This window comes from Anaerosporobacter sp., assembly GCF_031551385.1.
Taxonomy (GTDB): domain Bacteria; phylum Bacillota; class Clostridia; order Lachnospirales; family Lachnospiraceae; genus Anaerosporobacter.
Window position 1 is genome coordinate 1 of record NZ_JAVBNS010000259.1, and the last position, 20,044, is coordinate 20,044.

14 protein-coding genes and 1 pseudogene are annotated in these 20,044 nt (G+C 36.0%); 2 read left to right on the plus strand and 13 right to left on the minus strand.

The features are described from left to right. The 9 genes from RMR19_RS19350 to RMR19_RS19390 all read right to left on the minus strand — a co-directional run. Nucleotides 1-480, minus strand: a 480-nt coding sequence (locus RMR19_RS19350; RefSeq protein ID WP_310605147.1) for a hypothetical protein, incomplete at its 3' end; no start/stop codon positions are given. Nucleotides 481-563: 83 nt separating this feature from the next. Further along, on the minus strand, nt 564-938 hold the full coding sequence (locus RMR19_RS19355; protein WP_331654802.1) for a BlaI/MecI/CopY family transcriptional regulator: 375 nt from the start codon (nt 936-938) through the stop codon (nt 564-566). 112 nt (nt 939-1,050) lie between these two features. Continuing rightward, nucleotides 1,051-1,239: a hypothetical protein gene (locus RMR19_RS19360; protein ID WP_310605149.1), complete on the minus strand. Its 189-nt coding sequence runs from the start codon at nt 1,237-1,239 to the stop codon at nt 1,051-1,053. 58 nt (nt 1,240-1,297) lie between these two features. After that, the gene (locus tag RMR19_RS19365) at nt 1,298-1,870 is read right to left on the minus strand and encodes a hypothetical protein (protein WP_310605150.1); all 573 of its coding nucleotides are present in this window, start codon (nt 1,868-1,870) and stop codon (nt 1,298-1,300) included. Between the two features lie 11 nt (nt 1,871-1,881). Then, nucleotides 1,882-3,312: a hypothetical protein gene (locus tag RMR19_RS19370; protein WP_310605151.1), complete on the minus strand. Its 1,431-nt coding sequence runs from the start codon at nt 3,310-3,312 to the stop codon at nt 1,882-1,884. Nucleotides 3,313-3,572: 260 nt separating this feature from the next. Beyond that, nucleotides 3,573-9,092, minus strand: a complete 5,520-nt coding sequence (locus RMR19_RS19375; RefSeq protein WP_310605152.1) for an InlB B-repeat-containing protein — start codon at nt 9,090-9,092, stop codon at nt 3,573-3,575. Nucleotides 9,093-9,406: 314 nt separating this feature from the next. Then, complete coding sequence (locus tag RMR19_RS19380) at nt 9,407-10,087, minus strand: response regulator transcription factor (RefSeq protein ID WP_310605153.1); 681 nt, start codon at nt 10,085-10,087, stop codon at nt 9,407-9,409. After that, entirely contained in the window at nt 10,084-11,385 is a 1,302-nt protein-coding gene (locus tag RMR19_RS19385) for a sensor histidine kinase (RefSeq protein WP_310605154.1), read from the minus strand. The genes RMR19_RS19380 and RMR19_RS19385 overlap by 4 nt, the downstream gene beginning before the upstream one ends. Before the next feature lie 169 nt (nt 11,386-11,554). Further along, complete coding sequence (locus RMR19_RS19390) at nt 11,555-12,853, minus strand: FAD-dependent oxidoreductase (protein WP_310605155.1); 1,299 nt, start codon at nt 12,851-12,853, stop codon at nt 11,555-11,557. Nucleotides 12,854-13,009: 156 nt separating this feature from the next. Between RMR19_RS19390 and RMR19_RS19395 the strand changes: the two genes are divergently transcribed. Continuing rightward, a complete protein-coding gene (locus RMR19_RS19395; protein ID WP_310605156.1) occupies nt 13,010-13,183 on the plus strand; it encodes a hypothetical protein in 174 nt (57 codons plus the stop codon). A gap of 96 nt (nt 13,184-13,279) precedes the next feature. Here RMR19_RS19395 and RMR19_RS19400 read toward each other — a convergent pair whose 3' ends face one another. From RMR19_RS19400 to RMR19_RS19415, 4 genes are all read right to left on the minus strand, one after another. Beyond that, entirely contained in the window at nt 13,280-13,447 is a 168-nt protein-coding gene (locus RMR19_RS19400; protein ID WP_310605157.1) for a hypothetical protein, read from the minus strand. A 573-nt stretch (nt 13,448-14,020) separates the two neighbouring features. Further along, nucleotides 14,021-15,508 (minus strand): Ig-like domain-containing protein, encoded by a 1,488-nt coding sequence (locus tag RMR19_RS19405; protein ID WP_310605158.1) that lies wholly within the window; start codon nt 15,506-15,508, stop codon nt 14,021-14,023. Between the two features lie 153 nt (nt 15,509-15,661). Next, the gene (locus RMR19_RS19410) at nt 15,662-17,485 is read right to left on the minus strand and encodes a hypothetical protein (protein WP_310605159.1); all 1,824 of its coding nucleotides are present in this window, start codon (nt 17,483-17,485) and stop codon (nt 15,662-15,664) included. After that, nucleotides 17,478-19,556, minus strand: a complete 2,079-nt coding sequence (locus RMR19_RS19415) for an efflux RND transporter permease subunit (RefSeq protein WP_310605160.1) — start codon at nt 19,554-19,556, stop codon at nt 17,478-17,480. Before RMR19_RS19415 ends, RMR19_RS19410 begins: the two co-directional genes overlap by 8 nt. Before the next feature lie 223 nt (nt 19,557-19,779). Between RMR19_RS19415 and RMR19_RS19420 the strand changes: the two are divergent. Beyond that, nucleotides 19,780-20,044, plus strand: a pseudogene (locus RMR19_RS19420) (TetR/AcrR family transcriptional regulator); the annotation flags it as partial.

The window sequence follows — 20,044 nt, forward strand, 5'->3', positions numbered from 1 at the left end:
CATTGGGACATCTATTGCATGGCTTTGATAGAAATCCCCGTTTTTATATATGGATTTTCTTATTTTGTTTATAGACATTATATAAAGCAAACTATATCCTACAAGTAATGCCGCTAGTATCACAATCCATACAATTGAACCCACTTCATAAAATCTTGCTATCCTATCCGATTTTAATACCATTGGGAAATAGGAATTCGCACTCTGCATGACATTCGAATACGATAGTTCTGGAATACTCGCACTTGAACTACCTCTCTCTAAATAGACTAAATTCACACTTCCCCTTGGCAATATGTTTAATAAACTAAATCCACTCGTTAACCCAAATGGACACAATAATCTTACGAATAGTAAGCTATACATCGCATACACAAACATTCTTGGTAATCTCTTAATTCTACGAATTCCCAGCAATATTAGTGCGAATATAGAACCTACAATCGTCATATTCAGTACCCAATAAAAAACTGAAACCATATGTAATCCCCTGCTTTCAAACTATTGCCTTATAATACATCTCACAAGTAATATGAATAAAACTATTTTGAAAAATTGAGCAATTAATTTCCTATTTCTCCTCTTCTTTTCTCAATCATCTCTTGTAACTCTTCATATTCCTCATTTGATAGGTTCTCATCCTGCAAAAACGCTGCAAAAAATGCTTTCTTAGAACCACGAAACAGGCGTGTAATCAGTTGATTTGTCTCTTCTTTCTGCACGATTTCCTTCTTAATCAACGAGGTACAAACAAAATTTGGCTCTGTCCTTTGTATCGCGCCCTTATCAATCAATTTCTTAATTACGGTATACGTTGTATTCTTGTTCCACTCATACCTCTCATTTGCCATAACACTAAGTTCTTTCGCCGTTATTGGTTCATGCTCCCACACGAATTCCATAACCTTAACTTCACTATCGAATAATTTTATCTCCAAAATAAAAAACCTCCAGACTATTGTAATAGTATGCATTCATACTATCATAATAGTCTGGAGGCGTCAAGAGATACATGTGTTCCCGTTGTCATTATCTAATCATTTACTTTAACTATTTTGCAGAAAATAACGCAGCTCTCTTATATGTTTCTACATATTCACGATTATTTTCTTCTATTCTCTTATCTGCTTCCTTAGCAGCTATATCATAAGATATTTCTGTTAAGCGATCAACTTTTTTTCTGCCTTCTATTACTGCATATGCCGTATTACCAAATATTGGTTTCGTCTGTTCTGCCACGATATCTCCCCTTTTTTTCTACTATATCTAACCATTATAAAACACTCCTTCTTATTTTTCAATTAAGAATTATTTCCGAAACATGATACCTTCCATTTTCCAATACAATACTATGAATCAATTCTAGCCGTTCAAGTGATTTATCAAGTTCTCCAATCTCAGAAAAATATTTTTTTTCTTGTGCAATCGAATCATTCTTAATAACATTTTCCAGACATTCTTTTGGTAGTCCTACTTTGCTATAATCCAATTTATGAAGTAAATATATTAAATAAGAATCCTCTTCTTTTAATTCTACAGTAGCATCTGTAAAAAACGTCCTAAGAACATCCAAAATAAGAGCAATCAACATTATCTTACTACCTTCATATACTCCACCTATTCCCAAAATCATATCTAATGCAAAACTAAAATTAATCCTTATATTTTTTAGTTTAATACTATATGATGTTTCCGTACTTTTCATTCCTTTGATAATTACAGAAGAGCGAGGTAATTCTGGATTAACAGATTCAATACATGTTCTAAACAAACTTTTTACCGTAACTCTATCAAGACTTTTCATTCTTTCCTCTTTTGTATCCAAATATGCTTCAATTACTTCGTTTACATAAAATTCATTATTATCCAATATGATGCCTCCTATACTTTTTTTAAATTATTCATATAAATTGTATATGGTTGAACCTCACATTCAACTACATAATTTTGATTTTCATCTTCATCGTAATATTTTATCTGATGTCCATCATGCATTAACAACCATGGTTCTTTTTCATATGTCGAACATGTCGAATCAATAATAATTCTACCCGATGTGAGATTCCTTTTATAATTGTCTATTCCTGCAATATCAATACACCATACAAACTTTGACATATTCAAACGTGAAATAATTATTTTCAATTCGTCACACATCATATCATTGTTTCCTGCTTCACGTTTCAAAGAATTAGTGGAAGTCATATAGATTCTACTTACCTTTATTTCCTCCCAGTCCATAGTATCCGATTCAACAAGAGCAGTATAACGTTCATACACTTCATTATATACTAATTGCATCTTCTCATATAAAGGAATAACGGCAAATTTGATTTCATATAAATTATAATCCACATCACTACTTGATGTAGGAAGATCTTTGGATACCTTTCTATATGCAAAATAATTATCTTCCATTACATATAGCGATGATACAAGCTTGGAATGTAAAACAACTCCCGTTTTATAATCTTTCAATTTATTTATACTAACTGAATCATCCAATAACTCATAATCTAATTTTCCATGTCCAACAATGGAAACCGCATGTTGTTTTGGAGAAATAAAACCTACTATTGGAATTCCAGATTCTATATAGGCTACCATTTCATCTAAAAGGCGATTATTTTTTTCTTTCATTCCCCCTCTTATTATTGGACTAAAACCATACTCTTGAAATAAATCTGCTATTTGCACTGGTGTTAACCCGCTAGAAGGAGTTTTTCTTCCCATATCCCCTTTTATTCTTTGTGTAATGGTCCCCATCGTTGTGTCCGCATAGTTATGATATTTCGTACCATAATATCTTAAAATGGTCCATGCAGCTACATGAGCACATACTGAAATATCAACCTCTTGTTTCATCCATGGAAAGCACATGATTTTTTGTTTATCCCCCATAATATGTGCTTCGAACCCTGCAATCATCAAATATGCATCTTCATCAACCAATGCTTTTGGCGAAAGATATGTTGTTCCCAATCGTGTCCCTTTAACGGTTGGCCTTAACACTATATATCCATAGTATTCATCATTTTCCCCCATGACATGTAAACGATAACATTTTTTCGAAAAACCACGGAATTTTTGCGAATAATAACAATAATATGTACTAAGAAAATCTTTATCGTGGTATGGGTATTCAATTACTATCCTATCACATTTTAAACCCAAAAATCTTTTTACAGTATCTACTACTTGATTATCAATTGCATCATCATTAATCATATCAAATAATTTATCATAATCATTCAAATCTCGAATAAACAAGTCATTAAATTCAATCACTTCTTTTGTCCTCTTACCTTGCATATTTTTTTCAATCTAAGCACTTACATTCCCCCTGTATTTGATAAAACAAATCCCAATACATCAATATTACCCAAAAACAGTACTGTACATCTTTATTATTACTTATTTTGTAATGCATCATTTCCTTTATATTATCATATCAATTCCATATCGTCAATATTTTACATTCCTATTCATATTTTTCACTGTTCTTCAAAAGAAAAGCCTCCAGGCTGTTGTAATAGTCTGGAGGCGTCAAGGAATACATGTGTTTCAGTTTTTTATTTTTCTTTTACCGTTATTGTTTTTGATGTTTTTGCAAACAATTTTTTATATTCTTTTAGCTTACTCTTTGGAACTTTAATTACCATATTTTTTGTTCCGTGATTGATTGCTGTTTTCACAGTCTTTAACTTGGTACTGTTAATCGTGATTACACAATTGTCATTCACAAAACAAAATGCATCATTTCCAATGCTTATCAGTCCTGTTCCGATAGTTACTTTACTAAGATTTGGACACTTATAAAACGCTGTATTACTTATTGTTTTTACATTATTACCAATCTTAACAGTTGTAATTTTTTCATTACCTCGGAACGCATTTTTTGCTACACTTGTTACTTTATAAGTAATTCCTTTGTATACAAACGAGTTAACTATAGTGATAGAGGTTGCTTTTTTATCTGTTGTACCAATACAAGCTACTTGATTTTTGCTTGTAACTTTATACTGTAGCTTAGAAGAAGCAGTATAGGTATCTTTCCATTGTGCATATAAGGTAGTGTTAGCCGTAATCTTAAATGTCTTTCCGGCTGTGTAGCTTTTTCCTGTACCGTCTGCTTTTGTGTTCCAACCTGCAAAAAATTTCGATGTTGATACTGGCGTTCCTTTTATGGTAACAGTTTTACCACTGGTATACTTCGTAATATCTGATGGCATATCTGCAACAGTTCCGCCACCATTTACTTTGTAGGTAACAGTAAATTGTTTTGTTTCTGTCTTTTCTGCAACCGTTACTGTTACCGCTTTACTAGTCACTGTTGCAACTTTTGAACCATCTACGCTGTTATTGGTATTGGTAACCACAACATAATAGTAATACGTTCCTGCTTTTGCTGTTGGAACAGTATAGTCCGCACTGGTTGCGCCGCTGATTACAGTTCCTCCTGTATTTTTTAATGATGTGTTTGCATACCACTGATAAGAAAGTGTTCCACTATCACTTACTGTAGCCGCCGCTTTCAGTGCTTTTGTTTCACCTACAATAGTAGAAAGTTCTGTCGGTTGTGTGATGATAGTTGGTGTTTGTGCATTCGTAGTGTAACTTCCACCATCTCCACCGCCGTTGTATGAAAATGTTGCGGATATTGTATGGGATGCTGTTACGTTGTTAAATGTATAAGTGGAAAGTTTGCCAACACTTACGTTATCTACTTTTACATCAGAAATTGAGTAACCACTGTTTGCCGTGATGGTAAAGGTTTGGTTATCTCCTGTATCTACAGTTACTGTACCACTTGGCGATATCGTACCGCCTGTTTCTGCAGTTGCAGTGATTGTCTGTGTTGATGCAGCATAGGCAACCGCATAATCCGAGAACTTTTTGATATGGAGTGTAATTCTATCTGTACCAATTTCAACATATTCGCCGTCAATAGCGTTACTTAATCCGACAGGCATCACACTTGCAACACCATTATGCAATCTGTAAATGCTGATTGATTTGCCCTTTGCCGCATCCGGTATAGGGAATTGTGCTGTTATAATGTCGTTAAATTCATATGTCGATTGTAATGTTCCATCTTTTACAACGGTAAAGTCCAAATTAAATGCTATTGTTTTACCTGTTGCTATATTTGTGATTGCTTGCGGAACAGTCTTTGCTTCGACAATAAGTTCAAGACTGCTATTAACATCACTAAGTTTGTTTTCAAGCGCTGTTACACTCACAACAACTGGCGGTGTATCATTTCCAGTTACGTCCACGGCAGCCGTTTTTGTACCGATTGTAATATCAACCATGGCACTTGCTGTAAGCTCGTGGTACACTGTTTTGCTTTCTGTTCCATTTGTTGCAGTGATATTATATACTCCAGATGCTAAGTTTGCAAAACTGTAAGATGTTCCTTCACTCTTTCCGAATATTTTATTACCCTGCATAATTGTAACAGTAACATCGCCATGAGCAGGAGTATTCGTCACAGTGCCATTAATGGTATAAAGTGTAGGAACTGGATCACTTACATTCTCTTTTATGGTTAAGTAATTACCCATAAAATTAATTTCATAGTTAGAATTTGCAAGAGTTCCAAGGGTGATTGCGTAGTTTCCTGTAGTTTCTCCTACAAGTCTTGCAAGTGAACCGGTAAGTGTATCATCTGCGATTAATGTTCCACTTGTTATGTTATAAGTAAATTCTGGGTCAGTTTCACCTTTTATTTTTTCTTGTGCATCCGCTGTAACTGTAATGGATGCTTTTTTGATTGTCCAGTTACCGATTGCAAGGTCTGTTGCTGAGCCGTATCCTGTACCCTCGGCAATATCCACTGTAATTGTATAAGTCCCTGCGTTTGTCGGAGCGGTTGTACTACCATTATACTTAACAGTTACTGCACCAACGCCAGTATTAGGTGCAATTGTTACACTTTGCTGAGTTCTATTATAGGTTACATCTGTGAGCGTGTAGGTTAAGTTTGCCACTGTAGCTGCCAACTTTGGTGATGTTTTTGTATCGCTTGCGACAGAACTTGCATTATAACCTGTTTTTGCTGCAAGTCGAACATAGCCAGTGTAGGATGTATTTGGTGAACAATCCGCTTTCGTATTGCTTGCAGTGTAGGTTGTGCCATCAAAGCTGTATTCTCCACCTGTTACAGTTGGAATCGTTGCGGTAAATGTTCCATCACCATTATCAGCAAATGTTAAAGTAAAAGCTGATGGAGCAGACTGTTCTTGATTAGCCAAACTAACAGATTGACTTGCAGAACTGGATTCGTTATGCGTACCTGTTGCTTTATAGCGTATATAAATTGTTTCAGTTATATCAGTTGCATATGTTTTAGTGTTAGTATCGCTCCATCCATCAGTGCCGAACTGATACTCACAGCCTGAAATTGCTGTAATTGTAATAACTTTACTTCCTGTTGCACCTGTTACTTCATAGTTAATAGTTGGTACACTTGAATTTGTTAACCGTGCGAATGTTACTGAACTTGTACTTGCACTGGCACTTTCATTATAATTTGTATCACCTTTAATTCTAGCATAGAATGTTGTTGCAGGTGAACTTGTTGTAAAACCAGTGAATACATTACTATCCTGCCAGTTTGCACCATCTTTACTATATTCCGCTCCTGCAATGGCTGTTACTGTATATGTGAAATTTGTTCCATCGCCTGTGTATGAGCCAGTTACACTTGTAGGAGGAGTCTTTGTTCCTTTGTTAATTGAAATAGTATATGTAGCACTTGCGGTGTTAGGAGGTATAGCACTATCTATTGCAGTTACAGTGAAAGTTGTAGCTGTTGTAGTTGCAGTAGTAGGAGTACCACTAAATACGCCACTTGAATTCATACTTAATCCTACTGGTAAAGTACCAGTAGTTATTGAATATGTTACGGTACCAGTAGCATTAGTTGTAGCAGTAACATTATCACTGTATATTGTACCAACAGTACCACTTGCAAGTGTTTTATTAGCAAGTGCCATATCCTCAGTCCACTTTGCATAAAGAGTAACATCAGAACTTGCTATATCGAATGTGTCGCCTACTGTATAGCTTGTTCCCAAACCATCGGCTTGCATATTCCAGCCTGCAAATGTATATCCTGTTCTTACAAGACTGCCCGTATTGCCTAAAACTGTAACAATATCATCTGTTTCATAATCATTTGAATCAACCGGAACACTTCCGCTTGTATTGTTGTTACCACTATATGTTACAGTGTACGTTGATGACGGTAGAGTTATTTCAAGATACTTTGCAGCCGTTCCGTTAATACGGTAACTTCCGTTACTCCATAGCGCTGGAACAAGTCCTGTTGTTGAGCCATCAGTAGTACCTTGTGTAGTTACCCCTGAAATTTCGTTGTCAGTCATTACAGCATAAAGGTTACCCTTAGCAGTGATTTTGCCGCCATTAAATGTTATATCATTATTTTCAGTTAAAATACCAAATGAATCAGCTCCATTACCACCAATTGTATTAACAATTCCACTATTTATAATCATGCTGTTATACACTCTAATTCCAACTGAGGAATATGATGAATTTCCACTGGTAGCTGTTAACACTCCAGTTCCTGTTGTTTCACCTTTAATCGTTAAGGAACCATCTGCTCTTATGCCACTGCTATATTCATCTGCATCACCACTACCCGAATGAGTACTTGTAATAACGTTATTCGTTCCATCTGCTAAAACAATTGTTGCCGTTTCTGGAACAATTAATCCATTTGGAGCAGTAGTTGAAAACACAAAACTGTCAGTACCGCCAAGTGTTAATTCATCGCCGCTTACAAACCAATTACCTTTGTTGCCTTTATACAAATTAGTAGAATCACCTTTATAAAGATTCCATCCACTACTGTCATTTTTAAAATATAGTGTATAATCAATGACCTCAGGTGTTACTGTTACACCGCTCACTTCAATAAATCCAGTATTTGTTCCGCAGGTATAGGTTACACCATACTTACCGTCAACAATATCCCACTCTGCAGTTTTGGGTGATGCACTTGATGCTGCAGATACGGTTAGATCATCATCACTGTATTGGTCATACGAACTTCCGCTACCCGTCCATGTGACGATTATTGCATTATTGGTTGGGGTTGGCTGAGTAGTTTTAGTAATTGTACTTGTACTGCCTTTACCAAAAATCACTGCGTTGTTGTTTATATTTGCTGTTGCTGCATCATCATTAAAATAGATTGCTGCACCTGTATTGCTAATAATCTTACCACCTGATATAGTTACAGTATTGGTACCTGAATGTACTAAAACATTACACTCATCGTTGCTAATGCCACCAAGGAGTGTTCCCCCAGATATATTAATAGTACCACTACCTGCTATACCATAACTACATTCTGTATAAATACCTCCGCCACCAGTGATTGTTCCGCCTAATACAGTAACAGATCCATAAGTATTAATTCCTGTGCTCATCTCACCTTCGCCACCGTCAATTGTTCCGCCTTCTACCGTGAGGGTACCTGCATAAATCATTATACCATAAGTGGTGTCAGCTCCTTTACCGCCATAAATTAGTCCGCCTTTAACTATGAGTGGCCCTTTAGAATATATGCCATAATTCCCACCGTAGGTTGCAAAATCACTGCCTTTAATTTCACCATCAAATACAGTCATAACAGTGCTTTGACTAGCAACATAAACCGCAGTACTTCCACCAGCGTGGTTACCGTCAAAAGTATTGATAATTTTACCACTAGTCATATTAAACGCAGTGTTTATACCAGAAGCATTATTAATATTAATGGTTTGATTTGCATAACTAGTCAAATCCGCTTGCCAATCGATAGTTACACCTTCTGGAATAGTTAAATCAAGGGTAGGTGAAGAATCGATGTATTCGGCGGTTGCTGTCCCTGTAATTGTAACTGTACCAGTTGATTCGTCCCATGCGGCATCTAAACCAGATACGGCTTTAATTGTACTAATTAGATCTGTTGGTTCAGCCGCCAGTGCAGATACACTCCTTGCCGGTATTGCCGACAGTATCATTGAAACCACCAGCAGAAAACTGAGTATTCGTTTTGTTTTTTTTGTAGTTTGCATTTGTTAATCCTCCTTGAAATTTCTGGTTTTGATTTGGTTTAACTGTTAATATCATATAATGCGACACCGCAAATTACCCATAGCCCACGCATCGGATTTCACAATCATTTCAATGGCATTTGCCAAACTATTCAAGGTAAAGCACTTGTCACAGATGGCAATAATCCACATTATACCCCTCCTTTAAGATAAAAAACACCCGATAGATGGATGTCTTAATTTGATGCGAAGCTTATGTATATTATACCACATGAACATAGAAAAAAGTTGAATCTTACCAAAATGTAAGATTCAACTTTTTATTTTTTTATCTATTATTTTACTGTAAGCCGATACCCCTTTCCTCTGCTTTGTTCAATCTTTATACCATTTTCAATCCCTGTCTCCTCCAGTCCCAGTTTTTTTCTAAGACGGTGCATTTGCACATAAAGGGCACGAATATCATCACTGATATCTTGACCGGAAGTTTTTTCATATAATTCCTGTGGCGAAAAATAAACATCTGGATGAGAAGCCAGCAAAAGAAATATATTGTATTCTCGTGGTTGCAACCGTAAGTCTCTGTCATTCTTAAATACTCGTCGTGCGTCATGGTCAAAGGTAAAATGTCCAATTTTATTAATTAACTTAGCAATATCAAGAGGATTACGCAAGCGGCTAACCTCAAGGGCAATCACTTCCGGCTCTACTGGCTTCATAATATATCCGCTGGAACCAATGGAAAATGCATTAACAGCATATTCGGAGTAGCCGGTGACAAAAATAATGTTGGTTTTATCCCGTATTTCTTGAAGCTTCTTTGCAAGAGTTAAGCCGTCCATCCTCCTCATATCTATATCCAAAAATGCAATATCAATCATTGTACTTCCAGCATAGGAAAGTGCCTCTTTCGCAGATGCAAAGCAGGCGAGAGAACAGCCAGGCACGCCCTCTCGAATGGCTCTCTCCGTCAAAAACAAAGCCGGTTTTTCATCATCTACTGCAATAATATTCATGACACAGTACCCCCTGTCTTTTTGGGAATTAATATTATTGCTGTTGTTCCAACATCAGGTGTACTTTCGATTATAAGCTGTCCGTCACAGAGCATCTTCAGCCTACTGCGTACATTTGCAATTCCAACATGGGTGCGGCCATCCTCCAGCTCAGCGTTTATGTCGAAACCTATGCCCGTATCAGTCACAAGAATATGCCAAAAGCTCTCGTCTTCCTTCGTATGTATTGTAATCAATCCGCCATTTTTACGTTTGGTGATTCCATGCTTTACTGCATTTTCTACAATGGGCTGCAAAGTAAGCGGGGGCAACGCAAAATTCATTACCTGAATATCATAGCTTGTTTGTATCAAGTCGTCAAACCGCCGTTTTTCAAGCGAAAGATAGAGATTTGTGTGCTGTAATTCTTTCTCAAAGGGAATACATTTTTTGTTGGTGACAGACTCCATATTTCCCCGCAGATATTTAGAGAAATCTCGCACAGCGGTTGCTGCCTGATCCGATTCGCCAATATGACAAAGGTATTCAATCGATGCCAGTGAGTTATATAAAAAATGTGGTTGCATCTGACTGAGCATAACCGAAATATATGCCTCGGTCAGCTCTGCTTCTTTTTGTTTCGCCTGCTGCCCTTGATCAACCTGTATGCCTAAATAGATTAAAAACACCGAAAGAGAGGTAACGATATACAGCAGTGCCAAGCCATAAACCATGATTTGTATTACCATTGCCATGATTGGCAAGACAATATAAGCGGATAGGAACATTTTTTCTCGTAAATCCAAGAATCTTCTAAATCTAAAAATCACAACAGAGTTGAGTAGCATACAAAGAATCGGCAATACTTGAGACAGCCAAAACCACTCTCCGCGAATGTATACGTTGTTTTCATCAAAACGATAATACATGTGGTTAAATTGTGATATTACAACCAGTAGAACGGCAATGGCGCATCCGCCACATACAAGTTTTGTGAGAGTATGCGAGACAGGTGTTTTCGTTCCTAAAAAACTCATGAGATATACAGCGAAAACTGCAAGGATAAGATATCCGAAGCTGTATACACAAAAATTAGCGATGCGGATGAAAACACCCGCAACGAAGGAAGTATTTCCCTTCAACGAAATCGCGGTTGCATCACTTAGCAACACTAGGATGTTAGAAACGAGAAGCCAAATAAAAATCTTGTCCAGTTTCGTTTTTTGAAAACGTCCGACAGCCATACAAATAATTACAAGGAGCGAAGTTGCCGCTCCAAAAATTTCAAGCGCAATATTTACGTAAAAAATAGGGCGCATATTTCACCTCCAAAGGTATAATTATATATAGTATATTCTATTGCACGAACGAAATCAAGATATGCGTTTGTTGCGCTACTGGATTCTTGGCTATTCTACGTTATTAGCCCATAGCCTTGCAGCGTGGTGCAAGGTATGGGAGTTAACAGTAACGATTAACGTTCACTTTTTATACATTCATATTATGCTTCGCAGGATTATCGATCAAATTCCCTTCCCTGCTAAATCTTGAACCATGACAAGGACAATCCCAAGTGTGCTCTATCTTATTCCATTTTAATGCACAGCCCATATGCGGACAACGCTTCACAGTTGGAGTTAAAAGATTACAAACCGCTTCAACTCCATTTATAAGCAACTGTTGTTTTAACATACTTCGATGTGGTGAATATACCTCTTCCCATTCATTTCTCTTTCCCATAACCATATCACTTAGAATCATAGCTGCTACCATAGAAGATGTCATTCCCCACTTATTAAATCCAGTCGCTACATATAGATGTGGCGTTAGCCTTGAATAATGTCCGATATAAGGAATGCCATCAAGGCTCATACAGTCTTGTGTTGCCCATGAATATCGCTCGATTGCTTTCGGATAATTCTTCTTTACGAATGTCCTAAGTTCTTCCCAGTTCCCGCCCGACTTTCCAGTCCGATGGTCACCGCCTCCAATGATAAGCATATTTTTATAATTTCTAAAAGACATTCCGCTTTGCGCTTCGTCCACGTACATTCCATTTACTTTCGGCGCATTCTCAAGGGCAATTGCATAGGAACGATGTTGATACATCTTCAAAAAATAACTTCCATGCTTATTGATAATAGGAAAATGTGTCGCTACAATTATTTTTTTCGCTCGTATCTTAGCACGGTCTGTTATCGCTGTGTGTCCCTGAATATCACGCACATACGTATTTTCATATATATTAAGTTCCTTTGCAATCCCTTCCAAAAATAATAAGGGGTTAAATTGTGCCTGCTTACCAAACTTGATTGCTCCTCTTACGTTTAATGGTAATGGTAAACGTTCCATATATTCCGCTCTGTAACCAAGCTTATTTACTGCTTTTACTTCCTCTTCTATTCGCCTTTTACTTGTTAGTGAATACGTATATGCATCTTTTTGTTCAAACTCACAGTCTATATTTCTGCACAGCATTCGAAATTTAGCTATTGCTTTTTCATTTGCTTCCAGATACATCTTCGCCTGCTCCACTCCTGCGTTTTTAATCAAATCACTGTATAGTAACCCATGCTGCGATGTTATCTTTGCCGTTGTATTCTTCGTTATCCCTTGTCCAATTCTCTCCCCTTCTACTAATACATAATCGATTCCCTTTTGCTTTAAAAAATATGCACACATTATTCCACACATTCCGCCACCGATTATTAGTACATCTGTGTTGATGTCCTTTCGCAACTGTGGATATTGTGGTATTTTACTATGTTCTGACCAAATAGAGTTCATTGCGTTGTCTTCCTTTCGAATTCATTCCAGATAGTATTACCGATTTTCGTTGATTCCATGCGAAAGACAACGGAATACTTGATAATTAAATGGATTTCAACTCACTCTTATGTTATAATTTTTATGTAATTATAATCTATTTAAGGAGGGATACTATTGAGTAATAACGAATTACTATTAGCAATATCTGATATTTTTGATAAAAAGTTAAAAGCGGAATTAGAACCTATCAAACAAGATATTGCACAAATGAAAGCGGAACAGACAAGAGTTAATCTCATTATTGAAAATGAAATCAGAAATGATATAAAACTACTACAAATTTCATAAAAAACGAAGTGCAACTCTAATGCCAAAACATTAAAATTACACTTCGTTTTTATCTCAAACTTTATTTATTTCTCTTTTATCTTAGAACCAAATTTCCTACTTATCAATATCAGGAATATCACCATCTCCATATTCCGAATTCCAATCATAGTCCATGTTTATCTTATTCGTAGTTTTCGATTTATCTGTTACATTCTCACTACTAGTCTTATTTGATGTTGTATTGCTTGTACTAGTAATTTTAGTATCATTTTTTTGTGCCATATGAAATCTCCTTTTTTGTACGTTACATTTCATTCAACAAATTACTTCGTTTATTCTGTACAAATTCATAAGGATTATTCATTACATTCTTCCTATTTGTGTTTCTACAAAGTAGCCATGCAAAACTTCGTTACCTTCCCTGCGTATTCGCTGGTGCTCTCTAATTAAAAAACGATAGCGAAACACCTATAGCACTTCTTAGTGTGTACATTCATAACCGAGGAAGGCGAGGCAAGGACGCCGAGCCAGCCTGAGTTAGGGCGTGTCTGAAAAATGCTTGTGCTGAACTGTGCACTCCACTTAGTGGGATGGGATTTCAAAATTTAGGAGACGTAGCGAGCTACGTTGACTGAATTTTGAAATTTCAGACCGCTGAGTGGAGGGTGCAGAACAGTGCAATGATTTTTCAAGACATGCCCTAAGGCAGGATGCCGAATCGAAGGCGGTCCGTAACCTTTTGATAAACTATCCGTACACACTTAGAAGTACATAGGTGTGTAGCGTGTTTTGTATTAGAGAGCACCAGCGAATACGCTTCGAAAACCTATCCAAGTTTTGCATTATACTACATTTTTACTTCGTAGGTCTTGCAACAACAACTACTTTTCGGTCTTCTGGGTAATATGTATAGATACCAACTCCACATAATCTTGCTTCTAATAGCAAACCACTTCCATATGCATCACCATTTGATCCACAATAGATTCCTACATGATAGATATTCTTATAACGTCCATTATCTGTTCCATCAGTCTTAGCAAAGAACAATAAATCTCCTGGCTGCATTTTTTCTACTGGCAATGCCTTGTATGCAATTGCTTTCTTATTCTGTACTAATGTCTTGGCTATATCTGCTGCTGTTGGTGCCCACCATTTACTTCCTATGTTTACACCTGCACTATGATATGCTCTCCAAGTTAAACTGCTGCAATCGTAATAGCCATTTTCCATTCTCTTTGCTTGGCTATATGGAGTTCCAACTGCATCCATCGCATATTTAAGTGCATTGATAACTTTTGCACTTCCAACAGATACGGGAACAGACATCTCTTTTCCATCTACACTAATTTGTATACAAGTACACCCTGTTTTTTTACCTGTTACTGAACCATTTTTATCAACTGTTGCTATTGATTTTGTTGAAGACTTGAACGTAATCGTACTATTCTTATTCGTACCTGTTACTTTAATTTTTGCCTTCTTGCCTTTAACAAGAGGAACTAAAGAAACATTTACTTCTGGATCCGTTACTGTAACTTTATATGTTAGGCAAACTCCATCAACTACACATTTAATAGTAGCTGTTCCTTTTTTTATGGCATAAATGGAATTTGAATATTCATTTACTTCTGCTACAGATGCATTACTTGTTGTTAATGTTACTGTACTCTCTGCTTGTAATCCTGTAAGTTTTAATTCCTTCGTACAACCAACTGCTAAGTTTCCCGAACTCTCTTTGATTTTAGGATCACTAATTGCTACTCTACATGTATAAGTTCTCACTGTTCCATCAGTTTCCACACAAGTTGCTGTTATATCTGCTTCTCCTTTTGCTACACCTGTCACAAGCCCTGCTTCATTTACTTTAGCTACTGCCACGTTACTACTTGTCCATGTGATAGCCTGTGTTTGCTCATAACCTGACATATGTAATTGTGCTGTCTTTCCAACTGCACATATGAGTGATGACTCTTCAAGCCCCTTTTCAATTACACTCACCTTGCAAGATTCACTTGCTATGTAATTCCAATCTTGGTCATAAAACCAAACTACAATGGTAGCTTCTCCAGATGAATATCCTGTTATCCACAATGAAGTTGTATATTCGCTTCTTTGTACACCTACACAATAGTAATTCCCCTCGATCGTATAATTGCAGTTCATACCACTTGGTAGTTGTAACTCAAAGGATTCCCCATTTGCTATCGCCTTTTCATGCACCGTCAGATAATTTGTCGCTACTTCTTCTGTTACTATCTCTTCTGCTTTTGCATAACTTGGTAATCCTACCAATAATACAACCATTACAAGTATCACAATGATTGATTTACTCTTTTTCATAACATTCATACGTATGTCCACTCTCTTTCTGCTGTCTTTTAATAGCTTTTTCTCTCAATTAACCAATACTACTATTCTATAATATTATTCTATATTAGTCAAAGTCCAGAAAAAGCCATTATAACAGTGCCATACGCATATACCAAAATATTACTAAAACAAATCCCTTAATTTCTCAAAGAAAGATTTTTTCTCCTCCACCTTTTGTGCTTTTACTTCTTCTGGCTTCTTTATCTCTTCTGTTTCCATAACAAATTGAACATGCCCTACATTCGTATTCTTATCCGAAACAAAAGAAACTACTTCAAATTCACCACCTGTCATAGAATCTACCATAGACTCAATCTTGTCTTCAACAATTCCATCAATATCTGAGGTTTGATTAAGAAACTCGCTAGTTCCTTTTCTTAGTTCATTTGTTCCCTCTTGTAATGTTTCTAACCCACTTTCTAATTCTGTAACACCAGTGAGAATTGCTGACACCCCATTTGCATAGGCAACAATTCCTCCATCAAGAGTTGTGTATTCTTTCGTTAATGAATTAATTGCTGTCTTCAATGTGGTCATATTATCGGCTAATCCAGATAAAGAACTTCCTAACTTCTTAATTTGCTTATCGAATTCTTTGTAATTTTCACTTAGCTTTTCTGTAGAAGCCACAAGATATGCACTTCCTGTTTGATCCTTTACAGAGCCTCTTACTGTACTCATATATGTTTGCAATCCTGTTTGGTATGCTTGCTCTATCGTAACATAACTTTGTGAAGCAGTTATATATGCAATCATTCCTTGTTTCAATTCACCATCTGGTAATGACATTACTTGATTCACTATGTCTTGTGATGTAATTGCCGTTGCAAGTTTATCTCTATTTTCTTGCGTTATTTGATTCCCTGTTTGTTTTGCTAAAGATGACCATATTGTTTTATTTATATTGGAATAGATAAGTGCATTATCCAGTTGCTTCACTCCTGCTTGCAACCCATTAATACCTGTACAAATGTCAGATGAAGCCGTTATCAACTTATTCAAATCTTGTGACGATATCGATACACTCTCTAGTTGAGCACTTATTACCTTTAATGCTTCCAATACTTTTGCCGAACCATCTTTCAATGTTTGAGACTTACTATCTAATTTCGTAATTGCATCTTCTAATTGCTTTGCTCCCTTCTGTAACTGTTCCACGCCGTCTGCAACCTTATTCGAAGCATCATCAAGCTTTCCTGCTGCATCTGTTATCTTGCTTGTTTCTTCTGTAATGACACTCGTATCAATTGAGTTCGTTTCTACTTCTATATTAGAAGCTACTGCTTTAAATGTAATTGGTTCTAATCTAAAATCTGTAATATCACAGCTAATCTCTACCTCACTCTCACTGTTTGGCATTATTGTATATAATAATTGTTTGTCGTTTCCCACATTTGCTATTGTCGCACCATCTGCTTTTATATTCTCACATCTCTTTGCATCAAGTGTAACGGTTACTTGCATCAGATAATGTTCAAAAAATGTTGTATCTATATTTACATTTTGTTTGATTGATAGGAATATTTTCAGAGTTCCTTCTCTTCCCGCTAACTCAGTAGCAGCAATCGCCTCTCCATCTAACTGATATGTAATCGTTATAATCCAAGGCAGTTCTTTTGTTTCGAGATTTCCTTGATAGTAAAACATACCTTTTGACGCATCGATAGAGATACTACTATTCTCCATAGTAATGGATTGCTCTGAAGATAGATTCTTAACAGAACTATAGTTACCGTAATCCAAAATCGTTTCATCCGATGTTAACTCATAGGAGTTCACTACATAGATTCCATTTACTGTTCCATCACATGATAAATCAGCATAAACATTTTCATCTTTCGTTACTTCACTTGCCGCATATGTCATTACTGGATTACTCGCCAATGTTACTACGATTAGACCAATCAGCACTTTTCTTGTTATATCTTTTACTATTCTTTTATTCATGAGATTTTCCTCCTTTACTATCCCTTCGCCAACCAATTGTTGTATAACCAATCAGTTTATCAAACATTGCAAGTAACAACGGTAATACAAATACTACTAGCACAAATGATAGTACTGCTCCACGTCCTAACAATGTTCCAAGCTGACTTAGCACCCCATTCGTTGATATGATTCCAAGTACCGTTCCAGCACACGCTAATATTGATGCTGATGTAATGATGGAAATCATACAGGATTTAAGTGCCTCGATAATTGCTTCTTTCTTTGCATGTTCTACACGTTTTTCTTTATATCGTTCCGTCAATAAGATTGCATAATCAATGGTTGCCCCTAACTGTACTGAACTGACAATTAGATAACCAATATAATAGAGTGTATCACTACCAAAATATGGTACGGCTAAGTTAATCCATATCGACGTTTCAATTACCAATGTAAGAATAATCGGTATTGTAATTGATTTGAATGAAAACATTAGAATAAGAAATACAAATGCAATCGCTAGAAAATTAACTTTTCGTTCATCTGCTGTAATCGTCTGTTTCAAATCTTCTGTACTAACTAAATCACCCGCTAGATGATACTCATCTCCATAATAATATTCCGTTACATCACGAATCCGATCTATTAATTCAAAACAACCTTCTAACCCTTCCTCCGTATCTAATGATAGAACAAAACGGCTATAATTCTCTGAATACAATTGTGATAATTTGCTGCTTGGAACAAATTCTTCTGGAACACTCTCCCCCACTGTATTGGAATACGATATTACACTTGTAACGTCATCCATCTCAAGAAATGCTTTGTTTAGAGCTACTTCCTTACTATATTCTCCCCTTTTCACCATAACAACAATTTGATTCGTGTTGCCATATAATTCGTTAATCGCATTTAAATCCCTACCTAATTGCGTTTCTTCTGTACTATAAACTTTACTTGAACCATATAGAAATTCATTGTTTCTTGATGCTAAGAAACAAGGTACCATTAGTATTATAAATATAGCCAAAACAGGTATTTTTATCTTATATATTACCTTTGAAAGTCTATCAAATGACGGATATAATGGTTTATGCTCTGTCTTATCAATTAATTTATATGTAGCTACTGCTAATACTGGAAGAAGACATAATACCGTAATTAGACTTAACACAATTGCTTTTGCCATAACAAATCCCATATCTGGGCCAATTCGAAATCTCATTAATATTAATGCTGCAAAACCCGTAACTGTTGTTAAACCACTTGATAAAATAGAACCTGTCGCCTGTCGAATTGCATGTTTCATCGCCTCCTCTATTGCCATTCCTTCTCTTCGATTATCCGAGAATCGATGTAATAGGAATATGGAATAATCCATAGATACTGCTAATTGCAATACTCCTCCTGCTGCATTTGTTACAAATGAAATTGTTCCAAACATTAGATTCGTTCCTCTGTTTAGCATAACTGCTATGCCAATTGTTGCTAGGAACAAGAATGGTTCGTACCAAGAAGTCGTTGTTAACAACAAAATTACTAATATAATCGGCAATACGATTAACATAATTCTCTTTACTTCTTTGTCTGTATTAACTGGTGCTACTGCGTTACTTACTGCCGATCCTGACATACAATTCTCATCACCAATAATATCTCGAATTGCATTTACTGTATCTAATTGATTTTCTTCATTAATAGTCACACTAAATATTGCACTCTGCTCTTTATACCATGTATTAACTATGTCCTTGTTTATCGTTTCAAGTGGTTGATAGATATTGATTACATCATCTAGCCATTGTACCTCTTCAACCCCTTCCACTTCTTCAATTGCATTCTTATACTCCAATGCCTTTACAATTGATACGTCATATAGTAGCACTCTCATATTTGGAATAGACTGATTATATTCCTCAAGCATTACATCAATTGCTTTTGTTGATTTTGCATCCTCTGGAAGATAATCTGCAAAATCATAGTTTACACCAACTAATTTTGAGAGCAATCCACATATGAGCGTTAACACTAAGAATATTCCAATAATCCATTTACGATGTTTCATTATAAACTCCGTATATTGTTTCATAAATCTAACTCCTTTCCCATTTATAAACTTAATGTTTATTTATTAACACCAGTTGATTAATTAACATAATTCAATTATAATAGAGAGGAGGATTAATTCAATAATCAATGTTGTTTATAAACGACGATTACTAAACACAATCGTATTCAGATGATGATTAACATACATTTTTATCATGATTCACCAATTGAACCCCGTCATTCTACATAAGGAGGAATTTATAATGGAAACTACTTCTTCTACAACAAAACCCAAATTAGACCGTAGAGTAAAGAAAACACGAAAAATATTATTAGATAGCTTAACAAAACTACTAGGAGAAAAAGATTTAAAGGATATTACAGTAAAGGAAATCTCTGAGTGCTCTGACTTAAATCGGGGTACATTTTATCTTCATTACAAAGATGTCTTTGATATGATGGAACAAGTACAAAAGGAGCTTTTCGATGATTTCAATGAAATATTAGACAAATGTACTCCAAACGGAA